General features: G+C 35.7%; 7 protein-coding genes. 5 read left to right on the top strand and 2 right to left on the bottom strand.

Translation table 11 applies throughout. From position 1 onward, the window contains the following. From essB to essA, 4 genes are read left to right on the top strand one after another with little or no spacing between them, the layout of a single operon-like run. Nucleotides 1–1,227 carry a type VII secretion protein EssB gene (essB, locus tag NST77_RS25605; protein WP_095330798.1) on the top strand — a complete coding sequence of 409 codons (1,227 nt, stop codon included), beginning with the start codon at nucleotides 1–3 and terminating at the stop codon, nucleotides 1,225–1,227. 47 nt (nucleotides 1,228–1,274) lie between these two features. After that, on the top strand, nucleotides 1,275–5,762 hold the full coding sequence (gene essC / locus NST77_RS25600) for a type VII secretion protein EssC (protein WP_341123907.1): 4,488 nt from the start codon (nucleotides 1,275–1,277) through the stop codon (nucleotides 5,760–5,762). Further along, complete coding sequence (gene esaA / locus NST77_RS25595; protein ID WP_123258911.1) at nucleotides 5,762–8,764, top strand: type VII secretion protein EsaA; 3,003 nt, start codon at nucleotides 5,762–5,764, stop codon at nucleotides 8,762–8,764. Before essC ends, esaA begins: the two co-directional genes overlap by 1 nt. Continuing rightward, nucleotides 8,751–9,266, top strand: a complete 516-nt coding sequence (essA, locus tag NST77_RS25590) for a type VII secretion protein EssA (RefSeq protein WP_164463960.1) — start codon at nucleotides 8,751–8,753, stop codon at nucleotides 9,264–9,266. Before esaA ends, essA begins: the two co-directional genes overlap by 14 nt. 87 nt (nucleotides 9,267–9,353) lie before the next feature. Here essA and NST77_RS25585 read toward each other — a convergent pair whose 3' ends face one another. After that, nucleotides 9,354–10,907, bottom strand: a complete 1,554-nt coding sequence (locus NST77_RS25585) for an ABC-F family ATP-binding cassette domain-containing protein (RefSeq protein WP_047941682.1) — start codon at nucleotides 10,905–10,907, stop codon at nucleotides 9,354–9,356. A 655-nt stretch (nucleotides 10,908–11,562) separates the two neighbouring features. Here NST77_RS25585 and NST77_RS25580 point away from each other — a divergent pair. Further along, complete coding sequence (locus NST77_RS25580) at nucleotides 11,563–12,513, top strand: glycoside hydrolase family 43 protein (RefSeq protein ID WP_341123906.1); 951 nt, start codon at nucleotides 11,563–11,565, stop codon at nucleotides 12,511–12,513. A 213-nt stretch (nucleotides 12,514–12,726) separates the two neighbouring features. On the opposite strand, the gene NST77_RS25575 is transcribed toward NST77_RS25580, so the two are convergent. Further along, entirely contained in the window at nucleotides 12,727–13,317 is a 591-nt protein-coding gene (locus NST77_RS25575; protein WP_047941680.1) for a LysE family transporter, read from the bottom strand. Nucleotides 13,318–14,230 lie beyond the last annotated feature (913 nt).

Below are 14,230 nucleotides of genomic sequence, written 5' to 3'. Positions count from 1 at the left end.
ATGTCAAATGAACATGTATCATATATGGAAAAAAAGCTGGATGCTGTTATCCAGAAGGAAGACCAGCGAATTATATTTAATTTTCAAATTGAGAAAATTAAGCTGAATCATTTGCTGGAAGCAGCTTTTCTAGAAGATATAGATAGTCAAGTTAAGAGAACTCTTAATAAACATGAGGATTTATTACAGATAGAGGTTCAATTGCCTAAGTCTTTTATTTATAATCAAGGAATCTTCTCTTTGAAAAAAAAGGAACAATACATAATTGCTCATCAATTGCTTGAAAAGGTCCGCAATCACTCCTTATCCCGTCTTCATTTATTTATATGTCCAGAAAATATTGCTGTCGATCAAGGTTTGGCGCCTTATTTCCTCCATTATGGAGTAAAAGAAAGTATTCCTCCATATGAAGATAATAGGGAGGAAGAATGGCTGCAGCTGAAAGCAATGACAGCAGCATTGATTGATAATCAATATTCCTTTGAACAATATATTGCCTATTATGAAACATTGAAATTAAGTGAAGCAGCAGTTGCGATTATGAAAGCAAATAATTATGATGATCTGCAAGCTGTTCTTGATCAAGCTTTTTTACAGGAAAAAAAGGAATATGAACAGTTGGTCGAACTTCCGAAAAATAAGTGGAAGCAGATGAAATATGCCATTTGGGCAACTAGTATTTTATTAGTACCAGCAATTATTTACTCTATCTATACCCTGTTTTTTCTCCAGCCAAAACATAATCATATAATGGATGCCCAACAACACTTTTTAGCGGATGCTTACAGTGATGTAATCACTAGTCTCGAATCATATGATATTGATAGTTTGCCGACTGTTGCGCAATATGAATTAGCAACAGCCTATATATATAGTGCGGACTTATCCGATAAACAAAGGGATATTGTAAAAAATACAGTTACTCTTCAATCTGATTCTAATTATTATGAATACTGGATTAATATTGGAAGAGGGGACGCTGAAGCTGCCTTGGAGAATGCTCGCTTGCTAGAAGATCGCAGTCTTATCATGTATGCTTTGCTAGAGTATCAGGCCCATGTTCAGAGAGATGATTCGCTCACCAGTGAAGAGCGTCAGCAACAAATCGATAAAATTGAAAATGAGCTAAATAAATATGAGCAAGACATGAAAGAAGAATCTTCTCAAAAGGATACTCTTCTGAAAAAAGATCAGACAACAAAAGATCAAGGCCAGAATCCTAAATAAAGAAGAAAATATAAAAATAATAATAGCAACAATTGTGAGGTGATGTAATGTATACGCTGTTTGTTTTCCATGAACAAACCTATTATTCTATTAAATTAACAAAAAATAGCAGTATTACCATTGGTCCAGAATTTGGAGACAATATTACTCTTCCATCTTTCCCTTCTTCCATACTTGTAAAAGTGGGGGAAGATGACAGGGCGATATATAGGATAGGTTCGACTGAAACTGTGATGGGGACAGAGAAGTTTTATCAACTAAGCCTGGAAAGTCAAAGCCTTACGCTGTTTATGACAAGCAGGAAGAAGCTCGAAAAAACTTACTATATTGGAAATCAGTCTGAAGTAGTATGTATGGTAGAACCAGTTTCAAAGGATGAAGAATGCCATTTCGAAAAAAAATCTATTTACATAAAAAAAGCGCATATGCAACATGGCGCAAAAGGGCTTTCTTTAATAAAAAATCAGAAGTATTGGGAAATTATTTCTAGAGATTCTACAGTTTATCTAAATGGTCATTTGGTTTTAGACAAACAAAAGCTAGAGGTTGGCGATATACTCTTCTGGAATGGCATATATGTTACATTGATGGATCAGGATGTAATTCAAATAGAGAGCTTCTATGAATTTGAGTCATCTCTAAAAGAGATTTCCCTTCCTCAATCAGAGATGATGAAACGCTATCCGAATTATCGGAGGACACCTAGAATGCTGTATGAATTACCTAAGGAGAAAGTGCAGTTATCCTTTCCAGGTCAAGAATCGATGCAATCTAAAAGAAGTCTATGGCTAATCATTCTTCCACCTTTAGTGATGATGATCGTGATGGGACTTGTTGCTTTATTAATACCAAGAGGAATTTTTATTCTTATTTCCATTGTGATGTTCTCTATGACTATTATTACTTCCACGATTCAGTATTTTAAAGAAAAGACATCCAGAAAAGAGCAAGAAGAACGAAGAAAAAGAGTCTATTCTAATTATCTGGAAGAAAAAAGAAGGGAGCTTGAATCCTTAGCTTCAAAGCAGCGACAAGTACTGGAGTTTCATTTTCCTTCTTTTGAAAGAATGAAATATTTGACGGAACAGATTTCTGACCGAATCTGGGAGCGAAGTATAGATAGTAAAGACTTTTTACAATTTCGACTGGGGACAGGGGATGTTCCTGCAAGTTATCAAATAAGTGTAAACTCTGCTGATTTATCTAATCGGGAGATGGATGAATTGCTTGAAAGGTCAAAGCATCTGCAGAAGACCTATCAGCATGTGAAAAATCTTCCAATTACTGCCGATTTATCGAAAGGATCCATTGGTCTTATTGGTAAGATGTCCGTATTAAAGGGAGAATTGCACCAAATCATTGGGCAGCTTGCATTTTTTCATAGTTATCATGATGTACGATTTCTTTTTATTTTTCATGAGGAGGAATATAAGTATTGGGAATGGATGAAATGGCTGCCTCATTTTCAAATTCCTCAATCTTTTGCTAAAGGGTTTATTTATAATGAACAAACGAGGGATCAGCTATTGTCATCTATTTATGAATTGATCAGGGAAAGAGATGTGGATGAAACAGATGAAAAAACTCGTTTTGCTCCCCATTTTGTCTTTATTGTTACGAATCAGGAACTCCTAGCTGAACATGTAATTCTAGAATATTTAGAAGGCTCTTACAGTCATCTGGGCATATCTGCTATCTTTGCAGGTGAAGCAAAAGAAAGTTTCTCAAATAATATTCATACATTGATTCGATATGTGAACGGAAGACAGGGCGATATATTAATCCAAAATAAAGCCGCAGTGCAGATTCCTTTTAATTTGGATAATCATGCTTTAAATGGTAATGAAGAGTATGCCCGCATGCTTAAAACACTTAATCATCAGGTGGGGGTTACTAATTCTATACCAGAAACGGTTTCGTTTATGGAGATGCTTAAGGCAAAAGATGTTGATGAAATTCCAATTAAAGAAAATTGGCTCACAAATGAGTCTGCTAAAACATTGGCCGCTCCAATCGGACTGAAAGGTAAGTCTGATATTGTCTATTTAAATCTCCATGAAAAAGCTCATGGACCACACGGATTGTTGGCAGGTACAACTGGGTCGGGGAAAAGTGAACTTTTGCAAACATATATTTTATCACTTGCAGTTCATTATCATCCACATGAAGTAGCATTTTTACTCATTGACTATAAAGGTGGAGGGATGGCACAGCCATTTCGAAATATGCCACATTTGTTAGGTACTATTACCAATATTGAAGGCAGCAGAAACTTTAGTAATCGTGCTCTTGCTTCTATTAAAAGTGAACTTAAACGAAGACAGCGTTTGTTCGATAAATACGAAGTCAATCACATTAATGACTATACAAGCATGTATAAAAGGGGAGAAATTGAGGAGCCGCTGCCGCATTTATTTCTTATTTCTGATGAATTTGCTGAATTAAAGAGCGAGGAGCCTGATTTCATTAAAGAACTGGTAAGTGCTGCTCGAATAGGGAGAAGTTTAGGGGTTCATCTAATATTGGCAACACAGAAGCCAGGTGGAGTAATTGATTCTCAAATCTGGAGTAACGCTCGTTTCCGCATTGCCCTTAAGGTTCAAAATGCAGAAGACAGCAGGGAGATTTTAAAGAACAGTGATGCAGCCTCTCTTACTATTACTGGTAGGGGCTATCTGCAAGTCGGCAATAATGAGGTGTATGAATTATTCCAATCTGCATGGAGCGGTGCGAATTATCAAGAAGATACTTCACAAATGGAAGATGAAATTGCAATTGTATCGGATCTAGGGTTAATTCCTTTATCAGAGTTATCCGTACAGGAAAAAACGAAAGTGCAAGCAAGCAGTGAGATTGATGTTATCGTGGGAAAAATAGAAGAGCTACAAAAGGAGCTTCAGCTAACAAAACTATCAAGTCCATGGCTTCCGCCTTTATCTCCAAGAATATATCGTCCAGATTATCAGCCTGATGAGAACTACAGAAAAATTAATCTGGCTATGATAGATGATCCCGAAGCGCAAAGTCAATCGATCTATCCCTATACTTTGCTAGAAGACGGAAATGTTGGAGTCTTTGGCACATCTGGCTATGGAAAAACGCAGAGCTTAATTACTCTTCTTATGGGAATTGCAGAAAATTATTCTCCAGAAGAGGTCCATTTTTATTTAATGGATTTTGGCAATGGTGGATTAATGCCTCTTAAGCAACTTCCTCATGTCGGTGAATTATTCTTAATGGATGAACAGCAAAAAATCAATAAATTTATGGCTATTTTGCAGAATGAGATAAATCTAAGAAAACAGCTTTTTCAGCAAACAGAAGTAAGTTCTATCTCTATGTATAATCAGCTAAATGATGAGACGCTTCCAGTGTGGTTTATCGTGATTGATAATTACGATATTGTCAAAGACGAAATGGCTGATTTAGAAGCACAGATAAATCAATTCGCTCGGGATGGTCAATCATTAGGAATATATATGTTCTTTGGCGCTACTCGTGTAAGTTCCATTAGACCATCTTTGATGAATAATTTAAAGACGAAAATAGTGCATTACTTAATGGACCATACAGAAGCTTATTCTATTTTGGGAAGAATTCCTTATGAACCCGAGCCTATTCCAGGCAGGGCTATTATAAAAAAAGAAGGCACATATTTTACGCAGATTTTACTGTCTTGCATTGGTGATAATGATTTCGACCAGCTAACGGAACTCAAGGCATCCATTCAAAATCTACGAGAGAAATATGAATCCTGTCGAACTCCTCAAAGGGTTCCAATGCTTCCAAAAGAGTTAACTAACATTAGCTTTAAGGAATATATAAAGGAAGAAACTTCAGTCGGTCTCTTACCTATTGGTTTAGACGAAGAATCTGTCCAGCCTGTATTTGTTGATTTTCATGCTATGAATCATTTCATGATTTTAGGCCAAGCACAAAAAGGAAAGACAAATGTTATTAAGCTACTTATAAACCATGCCATCCAACAAGGTATGGAAGGAATTGGAATATGGGATTCTATCAATCGCGGGTTAGCTTATTTAGCGGAAGATGACCGGGTTCAATATCTAACAGATCGAGGTACTGTTGCTAAATGGCTAGAATCTACTGAAGCCATGCTTTTAGAAAGAAATCGTCAATATGATAAGGCGATTTTAGAAGGAAAGGCACTTCCGATCTTTACTCCTTTGTTGTTTGTTGTAGATGGATATGGAAGATTACTTCAGGAAATAGACAATAGAATGCAGGAGATGATTGTGAGACTAATGAAAAATTATAGTCACTTAGGGTTTCAGATTGTAGTTTCAGGCAGTACTAATGAATTAACAAAAGGCTATGATCCGTTAACTTTAGAAATAAAGCAAATTAGGCAGGCATTGTTGCTAATGAAGAAATCGGAACAATCCTTGTACACTTTGTCATATGAGCGTAAGGAACCAGAAATCCAGCCTGGCTATGGATATTATGTAAAAAATGGGCTTGAGAGAAAAATTCAAATTCCTTTAGTGCTTATGGAGAGGAAGGTATATTCTTGATGGGAAAAGTGAAATTGTGGAAGATGGTTATTGCCCTGGTTGTTATAATTGGTGTTCCAGTATTATTTTTTCAGCTGATTGGAGATCATCCATTTTTGGAGAAGCCAAATACAACCAAAACAATTGCAATTGTGAATGAAGATGCTGGTGTTGATATTGCTGGAGAACATAGACTTTTAGGGGGAGATGTCTCTTCCATTCTCTCCAACGAGTCTTCTTTTCAGTGGACTGTTGTTTCTAGAAGCGCTGGAGAGAATGGATTAAGGAATAAGAAATATGATGCTGTCATCTATATTCCATCTAATTTCTCTGAACAAGTGATGGCATATGAAGAAGAGAATCCGAGTAAAGTGACATTTAAATATAATGTTCAAAGTCAGTTAAATGCAGTAAATACTGAAAAAGTAAATTTGGAGATAGAAAGGGCTACAAAGCGGGCAAATGAACGTATCAGTTCCTTATATTGGAATTATGTAGCGAAAGATATGGAAATGGTACGCTCTGAATTTGAAGAAATTTTGCAAAAGGAAATAGACTTTCAGCAGACTATGCTAGCTTTCTATAAACCAAGTTCCAAGAATCTTGCTGATGAGATTTTAGAACAAGAGGGCGTATTAAAGTCCATGAAGTCATCTATAGAACAAATTGGCACGCAAAGTGATAGTCAGAATCAATCTATGAAGTCATTTTCTGAGGATTTAAGCAGTTTAGTTGACTATATCAAGGCATATGAAGAGTATCAGCAACAACAAAAACAAAAATTGACAGACTTGCAGACTACTGCTCTTTCTACAGTACAGTCAGCGACAGAAGCTTCATCTCCTTATTTTGCGGAACAGTCACTTTTTCTGTCTGAGAATAACCAACAATTAATGAGCAACGTTAATTCCGTTTATGAAAAGCTAGACAATAGTAAACGGCTATTAACATTACTAAAAGAAAATAGATTACTGGCTTTGGATAAACAAAGGGAAGCAATTCTTGACTATCAGAGCAGAATGCTAGATTATTACAAGCAATTAATTGATACAGAATCCTTGAATTCTTTTCAAGAAAAGATAGTGAAAACCAAAGAAAAATTAGCAGAAGGGGAAGGTAGCTTGTTACCAGAAGCACCGCCAGAAAATCCAGAATCTCCTAATTTGCCGACATCTGATGAAGATAAGGATACGGACGACCAAACAGGAGAAGAGTTTGTATTAAAAAGTACGCAACATACAAAGGGAAATTCAAATACTGATAATGGAGCAAACAGGGAAACGAAAAGTTTGTCTGCAGAAGAGCAGTTAGCACAAATGGAAGAATTATTGAAAAAACTTCATGAATATATACAGGCAGATCAACAAATTCCTGATGAAAGTAAGAGTCAGTTTGAAATACAATTAAAGGACATTCAAAAAAACTTGCAGGATGTGAAGCAATCACTTAAAACGAGTGACGAGGGTAACAATCAAATTATTCAGCAATTAAAAGAAAAAATTGCTGCACTTCTCACTGACAATGAAACGCTGGCAAATACGATCAAAGAGCTTACAGAAAATAAAAATTCTCTTACCGAAGAGAACAGATTGCTGAAAGAATATATAGAATCTCTCATAGAAGTAAATGATGAATTGCGAGAACAGCTGACACTTCTTACAAACAATATGAATTCTATTATAGCTAGAATAGAAGAGAAAGAAGAGGCAATTTTAGCATCACCAGCACTGTCCGGGGATAGAAGACTTATCCTTGAAACTTGGTTCCATAAGGAATTTCTTACTGGAGATATTATGGATTTGCTCTATTACTATGCTTATCTAGATCAATATGAAACGACGTTGAACAATATGCTTTCTGAGAACAAAGCAAAGAGCGAAGTAATGAAAAACGAACAATTCCTTACAGAACTTACAAGGATTTTTCAATTAACAGATGCGGAAACAACTGACTGGACAAATGTGGAAGCAGAAATACCGACAATTGGAGATGGCTTAACAGCACTTCAAGACCAATTTGTTGTATTCTTGGCTAAATCAAAGGAAAGCCTTGACACACATCACACAGAATTAACTCAGAATTTATCCGAGATTAAAACAGAAGGGGAAGCATTACTTCAGCAAATACAGCAAGGGGAACAAACTACGACACATGAACCAGGATCGGCAAAGGGAACTCAACTGGTAACGGTACATTCACAGATCATCGAGCAAGTGAATGCTATTCATTCTTCCATAAAAGACGCAGGAAAGCACCAGCAGACTGTTATTGACCATACGAATGAACTGCATGATGAAGTTTCGTTTGTACAGACAGATGCAGATGCCTTAAATAATAAATGGGCTGTAAATGTAGATTCAACAAGAAAAATAAAGGATGATGTCTTTAGTGTTCTGCAAAATGCATTTATTGAAGGACGCTCTAAAGGTGACGTTTATAATTTCTTATCTAGTCCACTACAATTAACAGCTGGTGCAAGTGAAGTAAAACAGGAAAAAAATATTCCGCCTGTGGTTATTATGTTTATTGTTTTAATTAGCAGCTTACTAATTGGGTATACAACCTATTACTTTAAACGTATTCCATTGTGGTTCCGTGGAACCGTCTTTCTTTTACTTAATTTGATTGTCGGCTTTGTGATTAGTTTATATGGATTAAATATCTATGAACTCTCTCAAGCCAGTACGATGCAATGGACTGTATTTACTATCCTTTTATTATTGGTGAGTTCTAGCATAATTGCAGTCAGTTTTGCAGCACAAAAACTTCTTGGTTTATTCCTTACAGTCGGATTAATTATTTTATATGTAACACCGCTATTAGCTTTAACAACACCGAATTTCAGTTATGATGATCCGATGTCCAAAGTTTATATGTCTATTCAATATGGAACGCAATCGTTATTTGCTCCGGCAGCTATCATTCTATTGATTGGGTTACTGATACTGATAGGAGTACAAATTCTTATAGAAAGATGGAAAAGCAATGAAATAGAGGATGATTCGAGAAATGAATCGATATAGTAAACATATCTTTCTTAGTCTAATCTTAATTGTAATCATGGCTATCTTCAGTTGGCTGACCGAGCAAACGGCAAGGGCAGATTCTATGATTGATAGATTACAGCCTAATGAATACGAAAGCGGTCGTAATCAAAAGAATACAGATTTTCTAAAAGAATCGAGCCAATCATCTAAGACAGATGGTTTAACTGCAGAAAAACGTGCTATTTCTTTTGATGGAAGCAAAGCAAATGACCATGACAAATGGAAAGGACAGCTTTTTACACAAAAGGTGGAAACAGGCAGTAGCATTACTAGGAAAGCAGAGGAGCTTCAGTTATTTACAGATGATGAAGAGAATGTTCACTACAGAGTGGACAGTGTAGGAGCGGAAAATTCTACAGAGCTATCGATGGCTTTATTAATAGGCATTTTAATTAGCATCTGTCTGTTGCTTCTCATCTTTATATTATTTGTATTTTACCGGAGTAATCTGAAAGTAATGAGGAAAGGAAACCTGTAAGATAAAACATTGATGTATATAGCTGGGATATAAAGATTAAGGGGTACCCAATTGGATTCTATTCATTTGAGTACCCCTCAATTTTATTTAAAATACTTTCGTTGTCCAATCTTCACAATTCCAAATATCTGTCGCAATTTCACGATAGAAATCAGGTTCGTGGGATACCATTAAGATGCTTCCGCGATATTCCTTTAAAGCACGCTTCAATTCTTCTTTTGCATCTACATCTAAGTGATTGGTAGGTTCGTCTAGTATTAATAAATTCGTTTCTGTGTTTAAAATCTTGCACAAGCGAACCTTGGCTTTTTCTCCACCAGAAAGGACTTCAATTTTACTTTCAATATGCTTCGTTGTTAATCCACATTTTGCAAGAGCAGCACGGACTTCTGCTTGATTCATACTTGGGAATTCGCTCCAGATTTCTTCGATACAAGTGTTGTAGTTGGATTCTTTCACTTCTTGCTCAAAGTAACCAATATGTTGATAATCACCGCGCTCTACTTTACCCGAAAGAGGATTAATCAAGCCGAGAATACTTTTTAAAAGCGTAGACTTACCAATACCGTTTGCCCCAACGAAGGCAATTTTTTGTCCCCGTTCCATTTTTAGATTAAGAGGGCGAGAAAGTGGTTCATTATAACCAATAACAAGATCCTCCGTCTCGAAAATCCAACGACTGGCTGCGCGAGCTTCTTTGAATTTAAACTCAGGTTTTGGTTTTTCCTTCCCTAATTCAATAATGTCCATTTTGTCGAGCTTCTTTTGACGAGACATGGCCATATTACGAGTCGCAACACTTGCTTTGTTACGAGCAACGAAATCTTTCAAATTAGCGATTTCTTGTTGTTGACGCTTGTAAGCAGACTCTAGCTGCTGCTTTTTCATTTCATATATTTTTAAGAAGTTATCATAGTCGCCAGCATAGCGATTCAATTCTTGGTTTTCCATGTGGTAAATCAAGTTAACAACACTGTTCAAGAAAGGAATGTCATGGGAAATCAAGATAAATGCATTCTCATATTCCTGTAAGTAGCGTTTCAACCATTCGATATGCTGTTCATCCAAGTAGTTTGTAGGCTCATCTAGTAATAGAATTTCAGGCTTTTCTAGTAATAGCTTAGCCAGCAAAACCTTCGTGCGTTGTCCACCGCTAAGATCAGCTACATCACGATCTAGTCCGACATCGTCTAATCCTAGACCACGAGCAACTTCCTCGACTTTCGCATTAATTTGGTAGAAATCATTACTATCTAGCGTTTCCTGCAGCTCTCCCACTTCTGCAAGTAATGCATCAATATCAGCACCTTCATCACCCATTTTTGCATAAAGCTCATTAATCTCTGTTTCCGCATCAAAAAGATATTGAAAAGCAGTGCTTAGCGCTTCACGCATCGTCGTCCCTTTTTGAAGGACTGCATGCTGATCTAAATAACCAACACGGACTTTTCGTGACCACTCAATTTTCCCTTCATCAGGCTGTAGCTTTCCAGTAACAATATTCATGAAAGTAGATTTACCTTCACCATTTGCCCCAACTAGTCCAACGTGTTCTCCTTTTAAAAGCCGAAAAGACACATCATTAAATATTGCACGATCCCCGAAACCGTGACTTAAATTTTTTACGTTTAATACGCTCATTTTTTAACCCCTTTTCTACTATCACATGTTGATATCATACTTGATTTTGGCTGGATTTTCTAACTGGAAATTTATATTGTCTAAAATGTCTTTTGATTTGGATGGTAAAGGAACTTTCACCGTTTTTTATTGATTCTATATGGAAATCTTTTTCTTGCTTCTCATAATAGGATAAAAATCTATTATACAATATGATAAGAGGTTTTCCCATATGGGAATAGTTGAATAAAAAATGAAATAATTGGTTGATGACTAAAAAGAAATTTAGAGGGTACATTCCATCGTAAGGCGAAAAGATAGAGCGGCTAAACATATAATAATCTATGTGATCTAAAAAAAGTGCAGCCTATTCATACTCTTTGGTAATTTTAAAGGAAAAGAAAGAATTGTAGAGAATAAATAGATTAGATAAGTAAAAGAGAGAGTAGGGATATGTATGGAATTCGGGGATTAATGAAACTATAAATATTCGTTTAGGAGATTAATAGGATAAAGATTATATATTTTCGGTGAAACGGGATTCTATATAAAGGGGGGATATAACGGAGAAGCAGAGTTTGCTCCTTCTCTGATTATAGCTGTTAATAGGAAGAAAAAATGAAAACCCTTACTTTTCGGCCGGTTTCATCATAAAAAAAGGTTAGAGGAGGAAACGATGAGCAAATTAACTTTTTATAACCCAATTCTAGAACCAGGGGCAGATCCTTGGGTGTATAAAGATAATAATACTTACTATTTTATGGTAACGAAAAGGACAAGACTTGATTTATGGAAGTCACCTACATTAAGTGGGATAGCAAAAGGGAGTTGTAAAACGATTTGGACTGCTCCGAGTGAAGGAATCAATTGTGCTAATATTTGGGCTCCAGAAATTCATCGGATAAATGGGATATGGTATATATATGTCACAGCGAATGACGGAATAGGTGATGATCAATCAAGGAAGATTTTTGTGTTAGAGAATTCCGCGGAAGATCCGTTTAACGGGGATTGGGTAGAGAGGGGGTATGTAAATACAGAGTACCCTGGTTTAGATGGAACGATTTTTGAACATAAAGGTCGACTTTATTTTGTTTATGCTGGATATGGGAACTTTCCTGAGTATGGATCAGCTCTCTATATAGCCGAGATGGAAAATCCGTGGACAATTACTGGTCCGAATATATTATTGTCAAAACCTGAGTATGATTGGGAGAAGCAAGGGGGAATGGCGATTAATGAGGGACCGGTAATGTTAAAGAGAAATAGTAAGTTGTTTCTAATCTATTCTGCAAGTACCACTTGGTCAGATGATTATAGTTTAGGTATGTTAACAATCTCAGAGAATGAGGATGTCATGAATCCCCAGATTTGGTTTAAATCTACAGAGCCTGTGTTTAAGAAAAGTATCGAAAATAAGGTATTCGCTCCTGGCCATAACAGTTTTACACAATCCCCTGATGGTACAGAAGATTGGATTGTTTATCATGCTATCTCCGAATCAGAAGGAGGAAGCCAGCGACGAAGTACCCGGATTCAAAAATTCATTTGGAATGCCGATGGTTCTCCTAATTTTGGAATCCCATTATGTACATCAACACCGATTACCATTCCTTCTGGTGAGTGATAAGGAGGGAACAGAGAAATTCGGGATGAGGAAGGTCGCTGCAGTGGAAATTTCCAAAAAGATAATGATATTAAAGTGAAGGGTAATAGATGAATTTTTTCGATTGTTTTTAGAGAAGGAAGCGTTCAGCAAGAAAAAGTGGTCATTCCACTTTATTATTTGGAAAATTGGAGGGGGGATTCACCACCCTCCTCCTTGTCGTATGTATGCATTTTAATGTAAAACAATGGAAATGGCACTATATATTAATAACAAGGCCATTATGATATTAAATGGCTTCTGATACTTTGATAATGACTTCTGAAAGATGGAGCCAAATATACTCCAACATAATGAGCTGAGAAATCCGATAATCCCTAAAAATAATGAAAAGATAAAATAACTAAAGTAAGAAGTGTAGTAAGGTAATATAAAGGTTGATACAACTGTAATCCCATACAAGATCCCTTTTGGATTAATAAATTGTATTAAAACACCTATTAAAAAAAGATTTTTGTTCGTCTCGTCATTTTTTTCGTTATTATTGATACCTTTACTGGTAAGTGTTTTATAAGCTAAGTACAGAATATAGCCGACCCCTAAAATAGTTAAAGGTATCTTTATAATAGGCAGGATACTTATAAGCAAAAGATTAAAAATACTACACATCAAGGCTAAAACAAAAAAGCCGGCTGAAACCCCCAGACTGAACTTAATAGTTTTTTTAAATCCATATTTATTAGCAAACGACATTGCCATAAAATTATTTGGACCTGGAGTAAAGCTGCTAACTAATACAAACAAAAGGAATGATAAAAAGGGCATATTTAACCTCCATTTCTACTTGATAGATTGTAATCTATGAAGATTACAATCAGACTGTAAACAAACTTCTGTATTTGGAAATAGAAGATGGAATAGAGTATATTTATTAGTCTCTTTGAATCAGGTTCTTGCTTTTTGCTCCGGGGTTCGCTTTCCATGGGGATCGCGTTATCCGCGTAACGCCTTTATCTTGCAGGGCATCAAGATGTCTCGCTAATCCACAGAATCCTCACCCCGCTATATTCCAAGAAACGCATGAAAATACAATTCTACTTCTCCAATATCTTTTTGTCGACAAACTGAATGTAATCTCTAAAGATTACAATATATCACACTTTTTATATTATACAAAGTAGTGTTTGGTGAATTTTTCTAAATATCAAAATTCGATACAATTTAGGGCTGAATTTTTAGAATTCAGCTTTTTTTAGTAGGAAGTAAATATAAATTTTTTTAAGAAATGGAGCAATGCTGGTTGATAGGAGTTTGTTACTAGTTTTTTTCTAGTTTCAAGAAACATAGAAAGAAGAAGTTTGTCTTTTTAAAGGGTTTATTTTGAATTTATGTTACAAGAAACGCTTTCTAAATTAAAAAACCTATCCATATGACGACAAATAGCATTAAAATTCTATTTTTTTTGTAAATTCTTTATATTTTTGAAAATGTATCTTGTTATGCGATTTATATCATTATACAATGATTCACGGATAGGTTTGTTATATTTTAATAGTAAAAATATAACTTATTATCCTTCGATTAGTTGTATAGGTGTTTAGGCCTATAACATTTTATGAGCTACAACTATATTGTCAGAAAAAGGATGTGACAAAGAAACTAGCTAATTTTGCAGTGGTACAGTGGATTGTGAAAAAGTTATGGATGGGAAGTTAAATATGGAAAACTACTATTCTAT

The sequence above is a fragment of the Niallia sp. FSL W8-0177 genome (assembly GCF_038006285.1).
Classification (GTDB): Bacteria; Bacillota; Bacilli; order Bacillales; family Cytobacillaceae; genus Niallia; species Niallia circulans_A.
This window is presented reverse-complemented; position numbering and strand designations above follow the sequence as displayed.